Below are 17,001 nucleotides of genomic sequence, written 5' to 3'. Positions count from 1 at the left end.
TCGACCAATCGGCATACAGGGTGCTGCCAGTCACGCAGGTGGTGTCATCGGCGCCGGTGGGGCACTGCAGTTCGGCCAGAGTGACACCTTTGATGCCTGTGCCGCCATAACTGGTGGTTTGACCCGAGGCATCGGTGGCCCAGTAGCTGGCGCTGGCGCTGGCGGAACCAAAACTACCGATCAGTCCGCCGACATAGTCGCGCCCCGACACATGGGCGCTGGACAGGCTGGCAGAGATACCTTCGCCGCTTCCCGCCAAACCGCCGACATTTCTATCGCCACGCACGACACCGGTGACATAGCTGGCGGTGATGCCCCCCGAGGCAATACCGACCAGACCACCAATATTATCGGTACCCACAACCGAACCGCTGACAAAGGTGGCGGTGATCTGGCTGTCGTTAGCTTGACCTGCAAGCCCACCCACGGCCCACCAGCCTTCGATGGACATCAGCGGCCCGCTCAGGCCCAGCTCCCGAATGCTGGCATTGTCGAGATAGCCGAACAGGCCCTGATACCTGCCGTCGGGGCGCGCGATCATCAGGTTGCGGATGACATGGCCATTGCCGTGAAATGCGCCGGTGAATGAGTTGTAGTAATCACTGCCAAGCGGCTCCCATCCCTCGCCTTCATTCCAGTAAGTGTCGTTACTGTCGAGGACGCCATCGCCGTTGGTATCGAAGTCCAAATCGGTAGTCAGCTCAAAGCCGATACAACCGTCAACCGGACAGCCAGCGCTGCTGCCATAGAGGGTGGAGCCATCCAGATTATTGCGGATCTCATTCAAATCGGCCCAGTCGTCTATCTCGATCAGGCCGTTGTCATCAAGGTCGTAATCCGCGCGGCCGTCGGCCGCCCAGGAAGATGAGGTGGTTAAAAATAAAGCGAGAAATAAGAAAAAAGCGCGCGGCATAGCACTCTCCATGTGCGGGACAATCTGGCTTCCAGCCCGGGGAAATTGTTTTTTAATCGCCACCTAATTTCTGGTAACGAAAAAAGCAGGCGGCGACCTTAACAGATTTATCCGCCATGAAATAAGTTGCATGTCTATAAAAACAGCATTTATAGAAATTTATTGGCGTGTTTTTCTTTCATCTGATTTTTACTCTACCTTTCACCAAACAAATTGCAGAGAATTACACACATTTGGAACTAACGTACTGTTTTTATTGAATGTTTTAAGGCGTGATTGTCTGAGAATTTCAAGCTTCTAATGTTGAGATCACCGATATCTTTTCCGCTGGAAACTCATGTCGAGCAGAACATCAGTACCAATAAAGATTTTATTTCCGGGATTGGTAAAACTGCTTTAAATGGGTACGGACAGGTAATCAGCTACCGGATGAATATTCGATTGCCAGCAACGATTCCGAATTGAATTCAACATAAAAATTGGGCCGCAATTGCGGCCCAATTTTATATAAATGTGATGATCGTATTTATTCAACCGTCACCGATTTGGCCAGATTGCGTGGCTGATCCACATCGGTACCTTTCAACAGCGCCACGTGATAACTCAGTAACTGCAAGGGCACGGTATACAGAATCGGCTGCAGGCTCTCCGGTGCATCCGGCACTTCCACCACGGTCACCCCCGACTCACTTTTGAATCCTGCTTGCGGGCTGGCAAACACAAACAGTTCGCCGCCGCGAGCGCGCACTTCCTGCAGGTTGGATTTCAGTTTTTCCAGCAGTTCGTCGTTCGGCGCAACGACGATCACCGGCATATCCGCATCCACCAGCGCCAGCGGGCCGTGTTTCAGTTCGCCAGCCGGGTAGGCCTCGGCGTGGATGTAGGAAATTTCCTTCAGCTTTAGCGCACCTTCCAGGGCGATCGGGTATTCCACACCGCGACCTAAAAAGAGCGCGTGATTTTTTTCCGCGAAGGCTTCACTGGTGGCCTGCACCAGCGCGTCTAGGCCGGTGAATTTTTCCATCAGTTTTGGCAGCTGGTGCAGGGCGCTTACCAGTTCCGCTTCGCGTTCGCTGCGCATGCCGTTGGCTTTCGCCAGCGCGATGCAGAATATCTGCAGGGCGACGAGCTGGGTGGTGAAGGCTTTGGTGGAGGCGACACCGATTTCCGGGCCGGCTTCGGTCATCAGGTGCAGTTCGGACTCGCGCACCAGTGAGCTGTTGGGCACGTTGCAGATGGTCATGGAGGCGAGGTAGCCGAGCTCCTTGGCCTGGCGCAGGGCTGCGAGGGTGTCGGCGGTTTCACCGGACTGGGAGATGGTGACGAACAGGGTTCCCGGGCGCACGGCGGTTTTGCGGTAGCGGATTTCGCTGGCGACTTCGACGGAGCAGGGCACACCGGCCCAGTCTTCGATCCAGTAGCGCGCCACCAGGCCGGCGTGATAGCTGGTGCCGCAGGCGACGATTTGTACCTGTTTCACTTGCGGCAGGATGTCGTTGGCGGCGGTGCCGAGTACCTGAGAAAGCACGGAGTGTTCGCCGATGCGGCCGGCCATGGTGGCTTCCACCACTTTCGGCTGCTCGAAGATTTCCTTCTGCATATAGTGGCGGTAGCGGCCTTTGTCGGTGGCGTCGTGGCCGCCCTGGAGCTTGTTGACCGGGCGACTGACTTCTTCGCCGGTTTTGTCCCACACGGCGATGCTGTCGCGGGTGACTTGGGCGATGTCGCCTTCTTCCAGGAAGATGAAGCGGTCGGTGACCTGCTGCAGGGCCATGGGGTCGGAGGCGATGAAGTTTTCTTCGATGCCGACGCCGATAACGAGCGGGCTGCCGAGGCGCGCGCATACGAGGCGCTCGGGGTCGCTGGCACAGACGACGCCGAGGGCGTAGGCGCCGTGTAGTTGTTGGGTGGCGGCGGAGACGGCCTGCAGCAGGTCGCGGTTGTCTTTGGCGAGGTCGTGGATCAGGTGGACGACGACTTCGGTGTCGGTTTCGGACTGGAATTCGTAGCCTTTGGCGATGAGCTGGTCGCGCAGTGCCTGGTAGTTTTCGATGATGCCGTTGTGCACGAGGGCGAAGTTGCCGGAGGCGTGCGGGTGGGAGTTTTTGTCGGACGGTATGCCGTGGGTGGCCCAGCGGGTGTGGGCGATGCCGAGCTGGCCGGCGGTGGGGTTGTCGTCGAGGGCGCTTTCCAGGTCGGCGACTTTGCCCTGGGTTTTGCGCAGCTGCAGTTTGCCGTCGCCGTTGACGAGGCATACACCGGCGGAGTCATAGCCGCGATATTCCAGTCGGCGCAGGCCTTCCAGCAGGATTCCGGTTACGTTGCGTTGGGCGAGGGCGCCTACGATTCCACACATGTTTCTTACCTCGGTATTTGGTTTGGTGCCACATTTTCGTTTTGTGGCGGCGGCGCTACCGGGTAAGCCTTTGCGAGACACGGACTAGGCGTCCCCCCTTAACCCATCCATGGGGGCTCTTCTAAAACATCCCTGTTTTAGAAGGTCTCGCAAAGGCTTACCCGGTATCGTCACCTTCTCGTCATAGTTCAGCGTGCTGATCACGCTCTTGCTTTCGTTGTTCAGCTAACTTCTGCGCAAATCACACGCAGTCCTCTGCGCTCCAGTTGGGCGCAGACCTTGTCTTCAATTCCGCTGTCGGTCACCAGGGTGCCGAACATGTCCCAGCTCAGTTCCAGGTTGGGAATGCGGCGACCCACCTTGCTGGACTCGGCCATGACGATGACTTCGCGCGCGACGTCGGCCATGACCCGGGAGAGGCCGATCTGTTCGTTGAACGTGCAGGTGCCGCGCTCGAGGTCGATGCCGTCGGCGCCGATGAAGGCCTGGTCGAAGTCGTAGCCGCGCAGGACCTGTTCGGCGACCTGGCCCTGGAAGGCTTCGAAGTGGGGGTCCCAGGTGCCGCCGGTCATGAGCAGGGTGGGTTCGTTTTCCAGTTCCCGCAGCTGGTTGGCGACGTGCAGGGAGTTGGTCATGACGACGAGGCCGCGCTTTTTGTCGAGCTCGGGGATGAGGCCGGTGGTGGTGCGGCCGTAGTCGATGACGATGCGGTTGTGGTCGCGGATGAGTTCGGCGGCGGCGCGGCCGATGGCGCGTTTGGTCTGGGACAGCGGGTCTTCGGCAACCAGTTCCCGCGGCAGGGGGATGGCGCCGCCGTGGCGGCGCAGCAGCAGGCCGCTGTCTTCCATGGCCGCCAGGTCCTTTCGGATCGTAACTTCGGAGGTTTCGAACTGGCGCGCCAGTTCTTCGACGCTGGCTTCGCCGGCCGTGTTGATCTGACTGAGTATCTGGTGGCGGCGCTGTTGGGTGTTGCGTTTGGACATGTCTTGCCATCTTTCGATTCGTAAGAAAATCATAGCAAACCGAAACTTATGTTCACACCCCGAATTTCCATACAGGGTAATGTGAGAACCTGTAGGAGCCTGCTTGCAGGGCCCGGGTGGGTGTTTAGCGAGCACTGCTCGCTGCCCTCACGGGCGCCCGGCCAGGGAAGGCCGGGCAGGGCTTTGCCCCATGGACGGTTGCTTGCGATGTGGCTGGGGGTTCGCCTGCAAGGCAGGCTCCTACGGGAAGCGGTGCATCAGGACTCGAGGTGCTCTTTCAGCGCCTTGAGGAACCGGGCCAGTTCGCCGCCGGTGACGGCGCGGTGGTCGGCGGTGAGGGACAGTGGCAGCAGCTTGCGCACGCGGGCCTTGCCCTTGTGGGGTAACACTGCTTTGTGGCTGCGGCCGGCGCCGACGATGCATACCAGTGGCGGCAACACCACGGGGGTGGCGAAGCGGCCAATGATGCTGCCGAAGTTGGACAGGTGGATAGTGGCGCCCTGCAGATCGCTCTGGGGGATGCCGCCCTCGTCGGCCTGCTGTTTGAAGCGGGCGATGGTGTCGAGCAGTTCGCCGTCGCTGTGGCCAGCGATGTCTTTCAGTACCGGTACAAACAGTCCTCGGGGGGCGTCCACGGCGAGGCCGATATTGACCGGGGTCTGCGGCGCCAGGGTGTCGTTGTCGAAGTGGGCGTTCAGGTTCGGCTCGCTGGCGGCGGCGTGGGCGATGGCGCGCAGCAGGCGCAGGGTGGTGCTAGTGCCCTTGGGCCAGTCGGAAATATCCACCTCGTCGCACAGGGTCATGGGGCACACCAGGTCGCGGCTGCGACTCATGGCCAGCGCCATGGCGCGGCGGGCGGGTTCGGCGGAAGTCGCGGGCGCCGGCGCAGGTTCTCGGGTTGCCGCCGGCGCTGCTTCCCTTGCAGGTGGGGGGTGGCCGCCGGCGGCGGCGCGCACTTCTGCTTCACTGAAGCGGGAACCGGCCGGGTGCAACCTGCTGAGGTCCACGCCCAGCTGCCGCGCCAGCGCACGCACGGCGGGGGTGGCGTTGCGGGAGCGGGTAGACATCGGGCGCTGTTCGGGCGCCAGGGCAACGCTACCGGATTCGATTTTTCCGACGACAGTACCGGAATCCTCCCCGGAGCTCTTCGATTTTTCCGGTGTTTTTTCCCGTGTTTTATCTGATGCTTGTCCGCTTGCGGGCTCCGTAAAGCCCACCAGCGGTTGGCCGGTCTGCAGGGTTTCGCCCTCGGCGACATACAGCTTTTCCACAGTGCCTGAATAGGGGGAGGGCACTTCCACCAGCGCCTTGGCGGTCTCAACGGTGACCAATGCTTGGTCGGCGGCGACGCTGTCGCCCTCGCGCACCAGCCACTCGCGCACGGTGGCGTCCGGTAGGCCCTCGCCGAGGTCCGGCAGTTTGAAGACTTTCACTGCCGTCCCTCCCGTGAATAACCGAGCGCTGCGCGCGCCCCGGCGAGTATCCGCTCGACGCCGGGAAGGTACACATTTTCCAGCTGGTAGTAGGGCATGACGGTGTCGTAACCGGTAACCCGCTGCACCGGCGCCTCCAGCAGATCGAAGGCGTACTCCTGAATCTGCGCCGCAATCTCGGCGCCGAGGCCGCCGAAGCGCGCGGCCTCGTGCACCACCACGCAGCAGTGGGTTTTCTCCAGCGAGTCGATGATGCTGTGGATATCCAGTGGCTTGAGGGTGGCGGGGTCGATGACTTCCGCCTCGATGCCCTCTGTGGATAACTGTTCGGCGGCGGCGAGGGTCTCCTTCACACTGGCTCCCCAGGCGATCAAGGTCAGGTCGCGGCCCTCGCGCAGCACGAAGGCGCGATCCAGCGGCAGTGCCTCGCCGTCATCCGGTACCGGCTGTTTGGCGGCGCGGTAGATCCGCTTTGGCTCCAGAAACAGCACTGGGTCCGGGTCGCGTATCGCCGCCAACAGCAGGCCGTAGGCGCGCGCCGGTGAGGAGGGCACAACCACCCGCAGCCCGGGTACATGCGCAAAAATCGCCTCGGTGCTCTCGCTGTGGTGTTCCGGGGCGTGGATGCCGCTGCCGTAGGGCGCGCGGTAGACAATAGGGCAGCTGAGGCGCCCGCGGGTGCGATTGCGCATGCGCGCGGCGTGGCTGAGGATGTGGTCGAGCGCCGGGTAGATGAATCCCATAAACTGAAATTCCGCGATTGGACGGAGCCCCTGGCTAGCCATGCCCACGGCGATACCCGCAATCATGTTCTCCGCCAGCGGCGTGTCCAATACCCGCTCCGGTCCGAAGCGCTGCTGCAGGCCATCGGTTGCCCGGAATACGCCACCGTTCGCGCCGATATCCTGGCCGAACAGCACCACCTGTGGGTCGTTCGCCAGTGCATAGGCCAGCGCCTGATTGACCGCTTCCACCAGCGTAATGGCGCTATTTTCCTCCACCATCTAACCTCGCACTCCCGCTGTTTGTTCATCGCGCAGCTGGTCGTACTGCTCGTAGAGCCCCTCCGGCAGGTGCGCGTGGAGATGATCGAAGATGGCGGTGGCCGGTTCCGGAGGGCGGGATTCCCAGTTGTCGAGCGCGGCCTCCATGACCTGTGCCAGCTCCCGGTCGAGATCCTGCTGCTTGGCATCGCTCCACAGGCCCTCACTGCGCAGGTAGGCATCGAGCCGGCGAATCGGCTCCCACTGACGGGCCTGTTCCAGCTCCTCTTCACTGCGATAGCGGCTCGCGTCATCGGCGGTGGTGTGGTCGCAGAGGCGGTAGGAAATAGCCTCAATCAACGCCGGACCCTCGCCGTTTCTGGCGCGGGCCATGGCATCGCGCACCGCCCAGGCCACCGCCACCACATCGTTGCCATCCACCTGCAGTGCGGGAATGCCAGCGGCGATGGCCTTCTGAGCGATGGTCTGGGTGGCCGTCTGCGCCGTCCGCGGCACGGAAATCGCCCATTGGTTGTTGTTCACCACAAACACCACCGGCAACTTCCACACCCCGGCGAGGTTCATGGCCTCGTAGAAATCCCCCTTCGACGTCGCCCCTTCACCGGAACTGGTCACCGCTACCTGCAGCGGCGTACCTTGCTGCCGGTGGCGGTATTGGAGTGCGAAGGCGACGCCGGCGGCGTGCAGAGCCTGGGTGGCGATGGGGATGCAGATGGGCAGGTCGTGCGGCGCGTGCTGGAAGTTCTGCCCGCGCTCGTCACCGCCCCAGTTGGCGAGGATTTCCTCGATCAGCACGCCGCGCTCGAGAAAGGCGCCAGTCTCGCGGTAGTAGGGGCAGTAGACGTCTTCTTTCATCAGCGCGTTGCCGACGGCGACGCCGATAGCTTCCTGGCCAAGGCTGGAGGGATAGGTGCCGAGGCGGCCGGTGCGCTGCAGTTTTACCGCGCGATCATCCACCAGCCGCGCCAGTTGCATCTGGCGGTAGCAGTGAGCGAGCCAGTCGGGGCTGGCGAATTCCGGCAGTGGCTGGGTGGCGCGGCCCTGTTTATCCAGGTACTGCAACCAGGCGATATCGAAGGAAGCCTGGAGTTGCAGGCGTGGCTTGTGCATCGGCTGGGTTCCTTGGATTCCGATGCTTTTAGTGTAGTTGGGAGAATTCCGAGAGTTATCGGGTACGTTCTATCGCATTCCGTGGCGGCAAATCACCGGGTATGGGGTTTCGGAACCGCTGTGAATACATCCCTGTACGCTGCGTCAGCGACGTCCCTGTCGCTGACGCTTCCGAAACCCCATACCCGGTGCTCTGCCTTTACACAAAGCCAACCACTTCGTTAGCAAGCAACAAGAACTTCTTACGGGGCAATGGAGGTAGGGCTGAAGGTGGTGTGCCGGGTGCAGGTTTTCAGGAGCGTCGCAAACACGGACGTTTGCGACGCAGCGTACAGGGATGTATTTACAGCGGTCCTGAAAACCTGCACCCGGTACTCCACCGCCCCAAGCTTGCTTCAGGGCACCAGGCCTCCAGATGGTGGGGGAATATCAGGATTTCTTGGTGGGCCGCTGCCAACCGCTGATATTGCGCTGCTTACCACGCGCCACAGCCAGTTCGTCGGTACTCACTTCGCGGGTAATAGTGGAACCCGCGCCCACCGTCGCACCGGCGCCAATTTCCACCGGCGCCACCAGTGCCGAGTTGGAACCGATAAAGGCGCGGTCGCCAATGACCGTCTTGGATTTGTTCACACCGTCGTAATTGCAGGTGATGGTGCCAGCGCCGATATTGACGTCTTCACCAACCTCCGCATCGCCGATATAAGAAAGGTGATTCACCTTACTGCCGCGGCCAATCTTGGCCTTCTTGGTTTCGACAAAGTTGCCCACTTTCGCCCCATTGGCCAGCTCCGTACCCGGGCGCAGGCGGGCGAAGGGGCCAATGGTGCAGGCTTCGCCGACACTGGCATCTTCAATAATGGAATTAGCTTCCACCACCGTGCCAGCCGCAAGCCTGCAGTTTTTCAGCAGGCAGTTGGGGCCGATGCTGACGCCATCGCCGAGAGCGACATCGCCCTCGAAGATGCAGTTGATGTCGATGGTGACATCGGCGCCGCAATTCAGGGTGCCACGCAGGTCGATGCGCGCCGGATCCAACAGGGTCACACCAGCCGCCATCAGCGCATTGGCGTGGTCCCGCTGCAGGGCGCGCTCCAGTTCCGCCTGCTGCGCGCGGCTGTTGACGCCGGCCACTTCAAAGGGATCGTCGGCGATCACGCCGGTAACCGCGACCTTCTCGCACACAGAGCGCGCGATCACGTCGGTGAGGTAGTACTCACCCTGGGCGTTGTTATTGGAGAGTTCCGGCAGCCACTGCGCCAGCAGATCGCCGGGGGCGGCGAGGATGCCCGTGTTGATTTCATTGATCTTCAAGGTCTCGGCGTCGGCATCTTTCTGCTCGACGATGGCCTGCACCTGGCCGGCCGCATCGCGCACGATGCGGCCGTAGCCGCTGGGGTCGTCCATCATCACTGACAGCAGCGCGGGGCCGGAACTGGACGCCTCTAGCAGGGTTTGCAGGGTCGCGGTTTTCACCAGCGGCACGTCGCCGTAGAGCACCAGCACGGTTGCGCCCGCACGGAAGTTCGGAATCGCCTGGGCAACCGCATGGCCGGTACCCAGCTGCTCGGTCTGCTCCACGAATTTTACGCCGCTATCGGCAAAGCGCTCGCGCACCAGCTCGGCGCCATGGCCGATAACCACGGTAATCTCGACATCCCCCATCACCCCTTCACTCAGCGCCTTGGCCGCCCCGATCACCCGCCCCAGCATCGGCACACCGCCGATAGGGTGCAGTACTTTGGGGAGGTCGGAACGCATGCGGGTGCCTTTGCCGGCGGCGAGGATGACGACGTCGATGGTCATGGTAAATCCGTTCAGTTCATAAAAATCGCCGCAATTGTCGCGACTTACGCAAGGCTCCACAAGTTACCGCCGCGATCAGCGGGAAAATTGCCGCTAAAATTCCGGAGTCTTTGTCGATTATTTTCCAGCGGGTTGCGGGGTTCTGAGCATGGAAGCACGGGGGCTGTTGCTGTCGATCCTGGGCTGCCTGAGCATGGCGGTGCTGGGGTTCGCGTTTGCCCACTTGACGGGTTCCGAGGCCATTTTCCTCGACGGGGTATTCTCCCTCGTAAGTTTCGTCATGTCGGTAATGATGCTGGTGGTGTCGAGGATCATCCGCCGCGATGCCGATCGCCATTTCCCGTTCGGCTACGCCAGTTTCGAACCGGCGTTCAATGTCCTGCAGAGCATGGTGATCCTCGGTGTCATGTTGATGGCGCTGTCTTCCGCTGTGGCCGCGCTGTATCAGGGCGGCCGCACGCTGGATGCCGGCAGGGCGGTGATTTACGCGTCCATCGCCAGTACCGGCTGCCTGGTGGTGTATCTGGTGCTGCGGCGCATTGCCAAACGCACCGGCTCCAGCCTGATCGAGGTGGACGCGTTTGCGTGGATGATGGACGGCGTGCTCAGCGGGGTAGTGCTGGTGGCCTTCACCCTGGTGTGGCTGTTTGGCGATGCGCTGGGCGGGTGGCTGCCGTTCGTGGACTCGTGGATGGTCATCGCCATGGTGGCGGTCATGCTGCCGGTGCCGGTGAGAATCCTCTACCGCAACCTGATGGAGGTGCTGCTGGCATCGCCGCCCATCGATATCCAGCGCGAGATCCGCCGCGCTTTCCGCGATGCCATGGTGGATATCCCGGGGGAGAACTGGTCGCTCAGTATCGGCAAAATCGGCCGCTCCGTGTACCTGCATGCGCGTATTCTGCTGGATGAAGCGCACCACAACGCGAGCATTGTGCAGGTGGACGAATGGCGCGAGCTGCTCACGGAGCGCATGGCGAAGTTTGTTGCGGAACAGGAGTTCGACGTGGTGTTTACCACCGATGCCTCCTACATCGGCTGAACCCCGGAATTGACGGAAAGCCGCAGACCCCACCCGCTGTGTACCCAACCGCACCGCCGGTCGCGGACAGAGCATTATCCGGCCATCATTAGCCACCCCGAAGATTATGCTGTTCGGCGCAGATCCATTGCCTTTTCCCCGCATTCCCGTAATTTGAACCCAGGTTCACACGGTGAACCCCCTGACATAACCAAGACACAACCACAGGTATAACGAGAGCGGCGCCAAAAGTGCCGCCATGGGCATCACATACCCCACGCACCCGAGAGCCATTCATGATCAAAACATTCAAAGCCCGAGCACTGGCGCGCCTGATCGGCAGCGCTGGCTTCGCCCTGACCCTGCCGCTGGCCGCCGTGGCCGAGGAAACGAAGAAGGAAGCGGACAAGTGGGATGTGAACAAACCGCCGTACGAGTTCAAATCCATTCCCCTGGACACCCGCGAGACCACCTGGAGCAATCTGGACATCAGCCCGGATGGCAAAAGCATCGTGTTCGACATGCTCGGTGATATCTACGAGATGCCGGTCGCCGGCGGCGAGGCCAAAGCCATCACCAGTGAGCTCGCCTGGAACACCCAGCCGCGCTTCAGCCCCGACGGCAAGTCCATCGTGTTCGTGAGCGACCGCGACGGCGCCGACAATATCTGGGTGATGGACCGCGACGGCGGCAACCTGCGCCAGCTGACCACCGAAAGGGAAAATCTGGTGCACGGGCCCAACTGGTCCCCGGATGGCCAGTATCTGGTGGCGCGCAAGGGCTTTATGTCCGGCCGCAGTATCCCGGCCGGTGAGATCTGGATGTACCACCACGGCGGTGGCGAGGGGCGCCAGATCAAGGCGCGTCTGGGCGGCGAGAGCGCGCAAAAGAACATCTCCGACGCGGTGTTCTCGCCGGACGGTCGCTACATCTACTACACCATCGACACCACACCGGGCACGGTATGGGAATACAACAAGAACTCCACACAACAGCTGTTCGCCATCAATCGCTACGATCTGCAGGACGGTAAAGAGGAAACGTTTGTCTCCGGTCCCGGCGGCTCCATTGCGCCGGTTCCATCCCCGGACGGCAAGAAGCTCGCGTTTGTGCGCCGGCAGGATTTCCAGACCTCGCTGTTTGTGAAAGACCTCTCCACCGGCCTCGAGACTCCGATCTACACAGGCCTCGAGCGGGATTTGCAGGAGACGTTCGGCTCCCACGGCAACTATGTGCAGTACGACTGGATGCCGGACGGCAAGTCGCTGATTGTGTGGTCGAAGGGTAAATTCCAGCGCATCGCCGCCGACGGCAGCAGCCTGGAAACCGGCGCGCGTGAGATCGTCGCGCACATCAAGACCGAGAAGAAAGTGGCCGACGCAGTGCGTTTCCCGGTGGACGTGGCGCCGGAACAGTTCGACGTGAAGATGATCCGCTGGGCGCAGACCTCGCCGGACGGCAAGCAGGTCGCCTTCCAGGCCCTGGGCAAGATCTACGTTCAGGATATTAAAAGCGGCGAACGTCGCCGATTGACCAACCAGGATGAACATTTCGAGTTCTACCCCAGCTGGTCCCGCGACGGCAAACAGATCACCTACGTAACCTGGGACGACGAAAAGCTCGGCCAGGTGCGCGTGGTCTCCGCGCGCAACGGCCGCGGCAATACCGTCACCGGTGAGCCCGGCCTGTATGTGGAGCCGAGTTTTTCTCCCGACGGCGAACAGGTCACCTTCCGCCGCTTTACCGGCGGCTACCTGCTCTCCCCGGAGTATTCCCTCGAGCCCGGTATCTACCTGGCCGATGCCGGTGGGGACTGGCAGCGCCGCATCGCCAAGTCCGGCTACGAGCCGCACTTCGGTGCCGACGGCGAGCGCATCTATTTCTCCGAGTACGTCTACGGCGATGGCGGCAAGCGCGTGTTCAAGAGCGTGGACGCCAACGGCAAGGACGAGCGCGAGCACTTGCATGGCGCCGAGATCACTTCCTTCCGCCTGTCTCCGGACGGCCGCTGGGTGGCGTTCACCCAGGACTTCAAGGCCTATGCGGCGCCGTTCATGCATACCGGCAAATCCGAATCCATCGGCCCCAACGCCACCGCAGTGAAGGTCACCCAGGTGTCCGCACGCGCCGGCGAGAACCTGCACTGGTCCGCCGACAGCCAGACCCTGGGCTGGGCCCACGGACCCAAGCTGTACCAGCGCCAGTTGAAAGACGCGTTCGACTTCGTCGCCGGTGCACCGGAGCAGCTGCCGGAGCCGGTGAGCGAGGGTATCGACCTCAGCTTCAAACAGTCTTTCGCCAACAGCGACAAACTGGTGGCGCTGACCGGCGGCACCCTGGTGACCATGCGCGACGCCGAGAAGGCGCAAGAAGTCATCGAGAACGGTGTGGTGCTGTTCCGCGGCAACCGCATCGTCGCCGTGGGCGCCGCCAGCGAGGTGGAAATACCGGTGGGAACCCAGCGTATCGACGTCACCGGCAAGACCGTGCTGCCGGGCCTGATCGATGCCCACGCCCACGGCGCCCAGGGCCGCGAGGAGATCATTCCACAGCAGAACTGGAACCTGTACTCCAGCCTGGCGTTCGGCGTGACCACCATTCACGACCCCTCCAACGACAGCAGTGAGATTTTCTCCGCGGCGGAACTGCAGAAGGCCGGCATCATCAACGGCCCGCGTATCTTCTCCACCGGCACCATTCTTTACGGCGCCAAGGGTCCCGGCTACAAGGCCAAGATCAGCAGCCTGGAAGATGCCGAGTTCCATGTGAGCCGACTAAAGGAAATGGGCGCTATCTCGGTGAAGAGCTACAACCAGCCCAGAAGGGAGCAGCGCCAGCAGGTGCTGGAGGCGGGCCGCAAGCTCGGCTTGATGGTGGTGCCGGAGGGCGGCGGTAAGTACCAGCACAACATGAACATGATTGTGGACGGCCATACCGGCGTGGAGCACTCACTGCCCATCGCCAATATCTACTCCGACGTGGAGCAGCTGTGGAGCCAGACTCAGGTGGGTTACACCCCGACGTTTGTGGTGGCCTACGGCGGTCTCACCGGCGAGTACTACTGGTACGACCACACCGAGGTGTGGAGGAACGAGCGCCTGACCCGCTTCACCCCGGACTTTATCGTCAACCCGCGCTCCATCCGGCGCGAGCGCGCGCCGGACCACCACTACAACCATTTCAATGTGGCGCAACACGCCAAGCAGCTGCGCGACAAGGGCGTCACCGTGCATATCGGTGCTCACGGCCAGCGCGAGGGGCTCGGTGCGCACTGGGAACTGTGGATGATGGAGCAGGGCGGTTTTACTCCGTGGGAGGCGTTCCGCGCCGGCACCATCGATGGTGCGCGCTACCTGGGAATGGATAGGGATCTGGGCAGCCTGGAAGCGGGCAAACTGGCAGACATTATTGTGGTGGACGGCAATCCGCTGGAGAACCTGCGCCTGTCGGAGAACATCAAGTACACCGTGATCAACGGTAAGGTGTTCGATGCGGCGACAATGAACGAGGTGGATGGCGATGAGCGGCTGGCATTCTTCCACGAGCGTTTGCCGGTAAGCGCCATGCCGACGCCGACGGCGGAAGCGATTCAGGAGAAGCAGGAGCGGCACCACTGGGTGCACTGATTTTTACGATTAGTTGAAGCAAAGCGCGGCGGTGCTCAAAAAGCATCGCCGCGTTTTTTAACATCTATGGAACCTAAGAAATGTTTTCCTCGTCACCCCCGCGACTCGCTAGAGCAGCGAAGCTCACGCGGGGGTCCAGCTCCGCGGAGTTTCTGGATTCCCGCGTGAGCTTCGCTGCTCTAGCGAGTCGCGGGAATGACGCTTGTCATAGGTGCCCGCTACAGCTATTGGTTTCTGTCCAACAACGCCTGCGCACTGGAGCGCAGCTGATCGGAATGACTCCAGGCCACCACTCGCTCGAGATATTCGCGCGCCAGCGCGTGCTTGCCCAAATGCGCCAAATAAAAGCCAATGGCGGCATTCAGGTTCAGGTGATTGGGTTCCTGTTGATAGGCTGCCTGCATGATCTGCAGTGCCTCTTCGCTTTTTCCTTTCAGTTGATAGGCGGTCCACAGGGTGCGGTAGCCGGGTAGGTAATCCGGGCCCATCTGCACGGCGATTTTTCCGTACTTTATCGCCTGCTCGCAATACTCCTCGTTCCACTCGCGGGTGAGCGAAAGTGCCTGCAGGCGCAGCAGGTAGTACTGGGCGAGGTTGGCGGCGGTGAGGTGGCTGACCTGGCCGTGCTCGCCGATTTCTTTCAGCACTTTTTCGCCGGGCTTGTAGTTTTTGTCGCGGGCTTCGATCGCCGCCATCGCGGTGAGATTTTCCTGCCAGCCGAGGCTCTGCTGTTCACTCCGCTTCAAATAGTTGATGGCAAGTTTCGGTTTGTCGAAATCCACAGCTTCGTCTGCCAGTAGATACAGGCGTTCGTTTTCCGTGAGGGCGCGGCGGGGAATAGAGTACTGGTAAGCGGGAATATCCAGCTTGTGGCGCTGAATGTCGTCGCGCATGTAGGCGAGCATTTCCCGCTGAATTTCCTCAACAGATTTGCCGAAGTGTTCCGCGAAAATTTTAAATGGATTGTCGCCCGCGGCAACTGCCTGCAGATACGCTGCAGTGGCGGCGCGGTAATCCGGGTGGCCGGCGTTGTGGCCGAGCTGTAAATAGTGGGTGAGAAGCCAGGCGCTGGCGTAGTAGTTGTTCCAGTAGCGGCTGTTGTCTTTGCCGTTCTGTGCGGCGAGCGGCGGTGGTGCCAGCAGCTGCTCGATGGTGAGCGGGTCGTCGTCGGCCCAGGCACTGAGACGCCACTCCGGCAGGCCGCCTATCACGACTTCTTTGTTGCGCAATTCCGCGCTCGCCAGCAGTTCCGCGAATCCCTCGGAATACCAGCGCGGGTAGGTCATGCCGCTGCGCTCGCGCATCAAGTGATGCACGTATTCGTGAAAAATCAGCCCGGAGCCGGAAATACCGTGATCGCCGTCTCGGGAGAAAATGATCGGTCCCTCCCAGGTTTCGCGGTAGAGGCCGGCGATTTTTCGGTCGCCGGTAAACTGCTCGAATTCATCGGAATCGCGGAAGTGGAATACCCGCAGGTTGTTGTTTTCCGGGATTTCCTCCTGGCCGGTAAAGTAAAGCGCGGCGCGGCGGAAGCGTTCGAGGTCCCGCATCAAGGTGTTGACCCGGCGCTCGGGTACGTCGGAGTAAACGGTGAAGTTTTCCGACTGGTATTCGTACCACTCCGCCGCTCGCACACCAGGAGAGATGATGCCGGTAAGTAGGCCGCACAGCAGCAGTACCAGAGCGCCTGTCGGTTTCACGCTTTCGCCACCATATCTTCAATCCAGGTGCGCAGCCGCCGGGTTTCCACCTGGCCGGCCTCAATCGCTTCCGAGGCGCGGGCGTAGTCGGTGCCGCTGATAGCGCCCACTTTCGGCATGATCAGCACATCCGGCGGTGATCCCATCATTCGTGTGCGCTTGTGGCGGCGCTCCAGAACTTCCATTGCCTTGCGCATCGTGTCGAACATGCCCGGCGGGGGGGTTTTTTGGTCGCGCCGGTGGCGGATCTGGTTCAGCTGCTCCTTGCCTTGCTCCACCAGCCGCGAGAAGCTGGAGATAGCGAGGGGTTTCTCTTCCACATCCTGTTTCGCCGACTCGTCGGATACGGCGTCGCGCTCCACTTCGGCAATGTCTTCGCTTTCCCGGGCCAGTTCGGCCTGCTGCGCAGCGGATGAACGCCGGCTGACGACACGTTTTACCTCGCCGTGCTCGCGCTCCATCAGCGGGCGACCGTCTTCGGTGACATCCACTGCGATCACCACCGTGGCGCCCATGGCGCGGCACACGTCCACCGGCACCGGATTCACCACCGCGCCGTCCACCAGCCAGCGTCCGTCAAGCGATTTTGGCGAGAGCAGGCCGGGAATCGAGCAGGAGGCGCTCACGGCGTCCTGCAGGTTGCCCTCCTGCAGCCAGATTTCCTGGCCACTATGCAGGTCGGTGGCGACGGCGGTGAAAGGCAGGGGCAGGTCTTCGATGTTTTCGTACTCGAATCCCTCGAAAAAAGCGCGGAAGGGTTTGATGCCGCCGATAACGCCGCCACTCAGGGTCCAGTTGATATCCAGCAGGGAAAACACCCGCCAGTTGTCCAGCATGCGCACCCAGTCTTCCAGCTTTTCCAGACAGCCGCCGGAATAGGCGGCGCCCACAAACGCGCCCATGGAGGTGCCGGCGATGACCTGGGGGCGGATACCCATTTCTTCCAGCTCTTTCAACACGCCGATATGCGCGAAGCCCTTGGCGGCGCCACTGCCGAGGGCCAGCCCTATACGGGGCTCGCCATTGTGGTTTGTCACCTTTTTCATAGT

The 17,001-nt window shown here is 61.4% G+C and carries 10 protein-coding genes and 1 pseudogene; 2 read left to right on the top strand and 9 right to left on the bottom strand.

From position 1 onward, the window contains the following. The 7 genes and pseudogenes from FDY93_RS15890 to glmU form a co-directional block, all read right to left on the bottom strand. Nucleotides 1-913, bottom strand: a pseudogene (locus FDY93_RS15890) (GLUG motif-containing protein); the annotation flags it as partial. A gap of 526 nt (nt 914-1,439) precedes the next feature. Further along, nucleotides 1,440-3,269, bottom strand: a complete 1,830-nt coding sequence (gene glmS / locus FDY93_RS15885; RefSeq protein WP_138236742.1) for a glutamine--fructose-6-phosphate transaminase (isomerizing) — start codon at nt 3,267-3,269, stop codon at nt 1,440-1,442. 221 nt (nt 3,270-3,490) lie between these two features. After that, nucleotides 3,491-4,252 carry a DeoR/GlpR family DNA-binding transcription regulator gene (locus FDY93_RS15880; RefSeq protein WP_138236754.1) on the bottom strand — a complete coding sequence of 254 codons (762 nt, stop codon included), beginning with the start codon at nt 4,250-4,252 and terminating at the stop codon, nt 3,491-3,493. A gap of 257 nt (nt 4,253-4,509) precedes the next feature. Next, nucleotides 4,510-5,685, bottom strand: coding sequence for a dihydrolipoamide acetyltransferase family protein (locus FDY93_RS15875; RefSeq protein ID WP_138236741.1), 1,176 nt, complete (start codon nt 5,683-5,685; stop codon nt 4,510-4,512). After that, complete coding sequence (locus tag FDY93_RS15870; RefSeq protein ID WP_138236740.1) at nt 5,682-6,689, bottom strand: alpha-ketoacid dehydrogenase subunit beta; 1,008 nt, start codon at nt 6,687-6,689, stop codon at nt 5,682-5,684. Before FDY93_RS15870 ends, FDY93_RS15875 begins: the two co-directional genes overlap by 4 nt. Then, nucleotides 6,690-7,799 carry a pyruvate dehydrogenase (acetyl-transferring) E1 component subunit alpha gene (gene pdhA / locus FDY93_RS15865; RefSeq protein WP_138236739.1) on the bottom strand — a complete coding sequence of 370 codons (1,110 nt, stop codon included), beginning with the start codon at nt 7,797-7,799 and terminating at the stop codon, nt 6,690-6,692. Nucleotides 7,800-8,228: 429 nt separating this feature from the next. Beyond that, a complete protein-coding gene (gene glmU / locus FDY93_RS15860) occupies nt 8,229-9,605 on the bottom strand; it encodes a bifunctional UDP-N-acetylglucosamine diphosphorylase/glucosamine-1-phosphate N-acetyltransferase GlmU (RefSeq protein ID WP_138236738.1) in 1,377 nt (458 codons plus the stop codon). A 148-nt stretch (nt 9,606-9,753) separates the two neighbouring features. Between glmU and FDY93_RS15855 the strand changes: the two genes are divergently transcribed. Continuing rightward, nucleotides 9,754-10,647 (top strand): cation diffusion facilitator family transporter, encoded by an 894-nt coding sequence (locus tag FDY93_RS15855; protein WP_138236737.1) that lies wholly within the window; start codon nt 9,754-9,756, stop codon nt 10,645-10,647. 275 nt (nt 10,648-10,922) lie between these two features. Beyond that, nucleotides 10,923-14,252 (top strand): amidohydrolase family protein, encoded by a 3,330-nt coding sequence (locus FDY93_RS15850; protein ID WP_138236736.1) that lies wholly within the window; start codon nt 10,923-10,925, stop codon nt 14,250-14,252. A gap of 224 nt (nt 14,253-14,476) precedes the next feature. Here the strand turns inward: FDY93_RS15850 and FDY93_RS15845 are convergent, their stop codons facing one another. Together FDY93_RS15845 and FDY93_RS15840 are read right to left on the bottom strand one after the other, a co-directional pair. Continuing rightward, entirely contained in the window at nt 14,477-15,952 is a 1,476-nt protein-coding gene (locus tag FDY93_RS15845) for a tetratricopeptide repeat protein (protein WP_138236735.1), read from the bottom strand. Next, nucleotides 15,949-16,998 carry a patatin-like phospholipase family protein gene (locus FDY93_RS15840; RefSeq protein WP_138236734.1) on the bottom strand — a complete coding sequence of 350 codons (1,050 nt, stop codon included), beginning with the start codon at nt 16,996-16,998 and terminating at the stop codon, nt 15,949-15,951. The genes FDY93_RS15845 and FDY93_RS15840 overlap by 4 nt, the downstream gene beginning before the upstream one ends. Nucleotides 16,999-17,001 lie beyond the last annotated feature (3 nt).

This window comes from Microbulbifer harenosus (assembly GCF_005771435.1).
In the GTDB taxonomy this organism is placed as follows: Bacteria; Pseudomonadota; Gammaproteobacteria; order Pseudomonadales; family Cellvibrionaceae; genus Microbulbifer; species Microbulbifer harenosus.
Note: the sequence above shows the minus strand (reverse complement) of the source record. Positions and strands in the feature narration are given on the sequence as shown.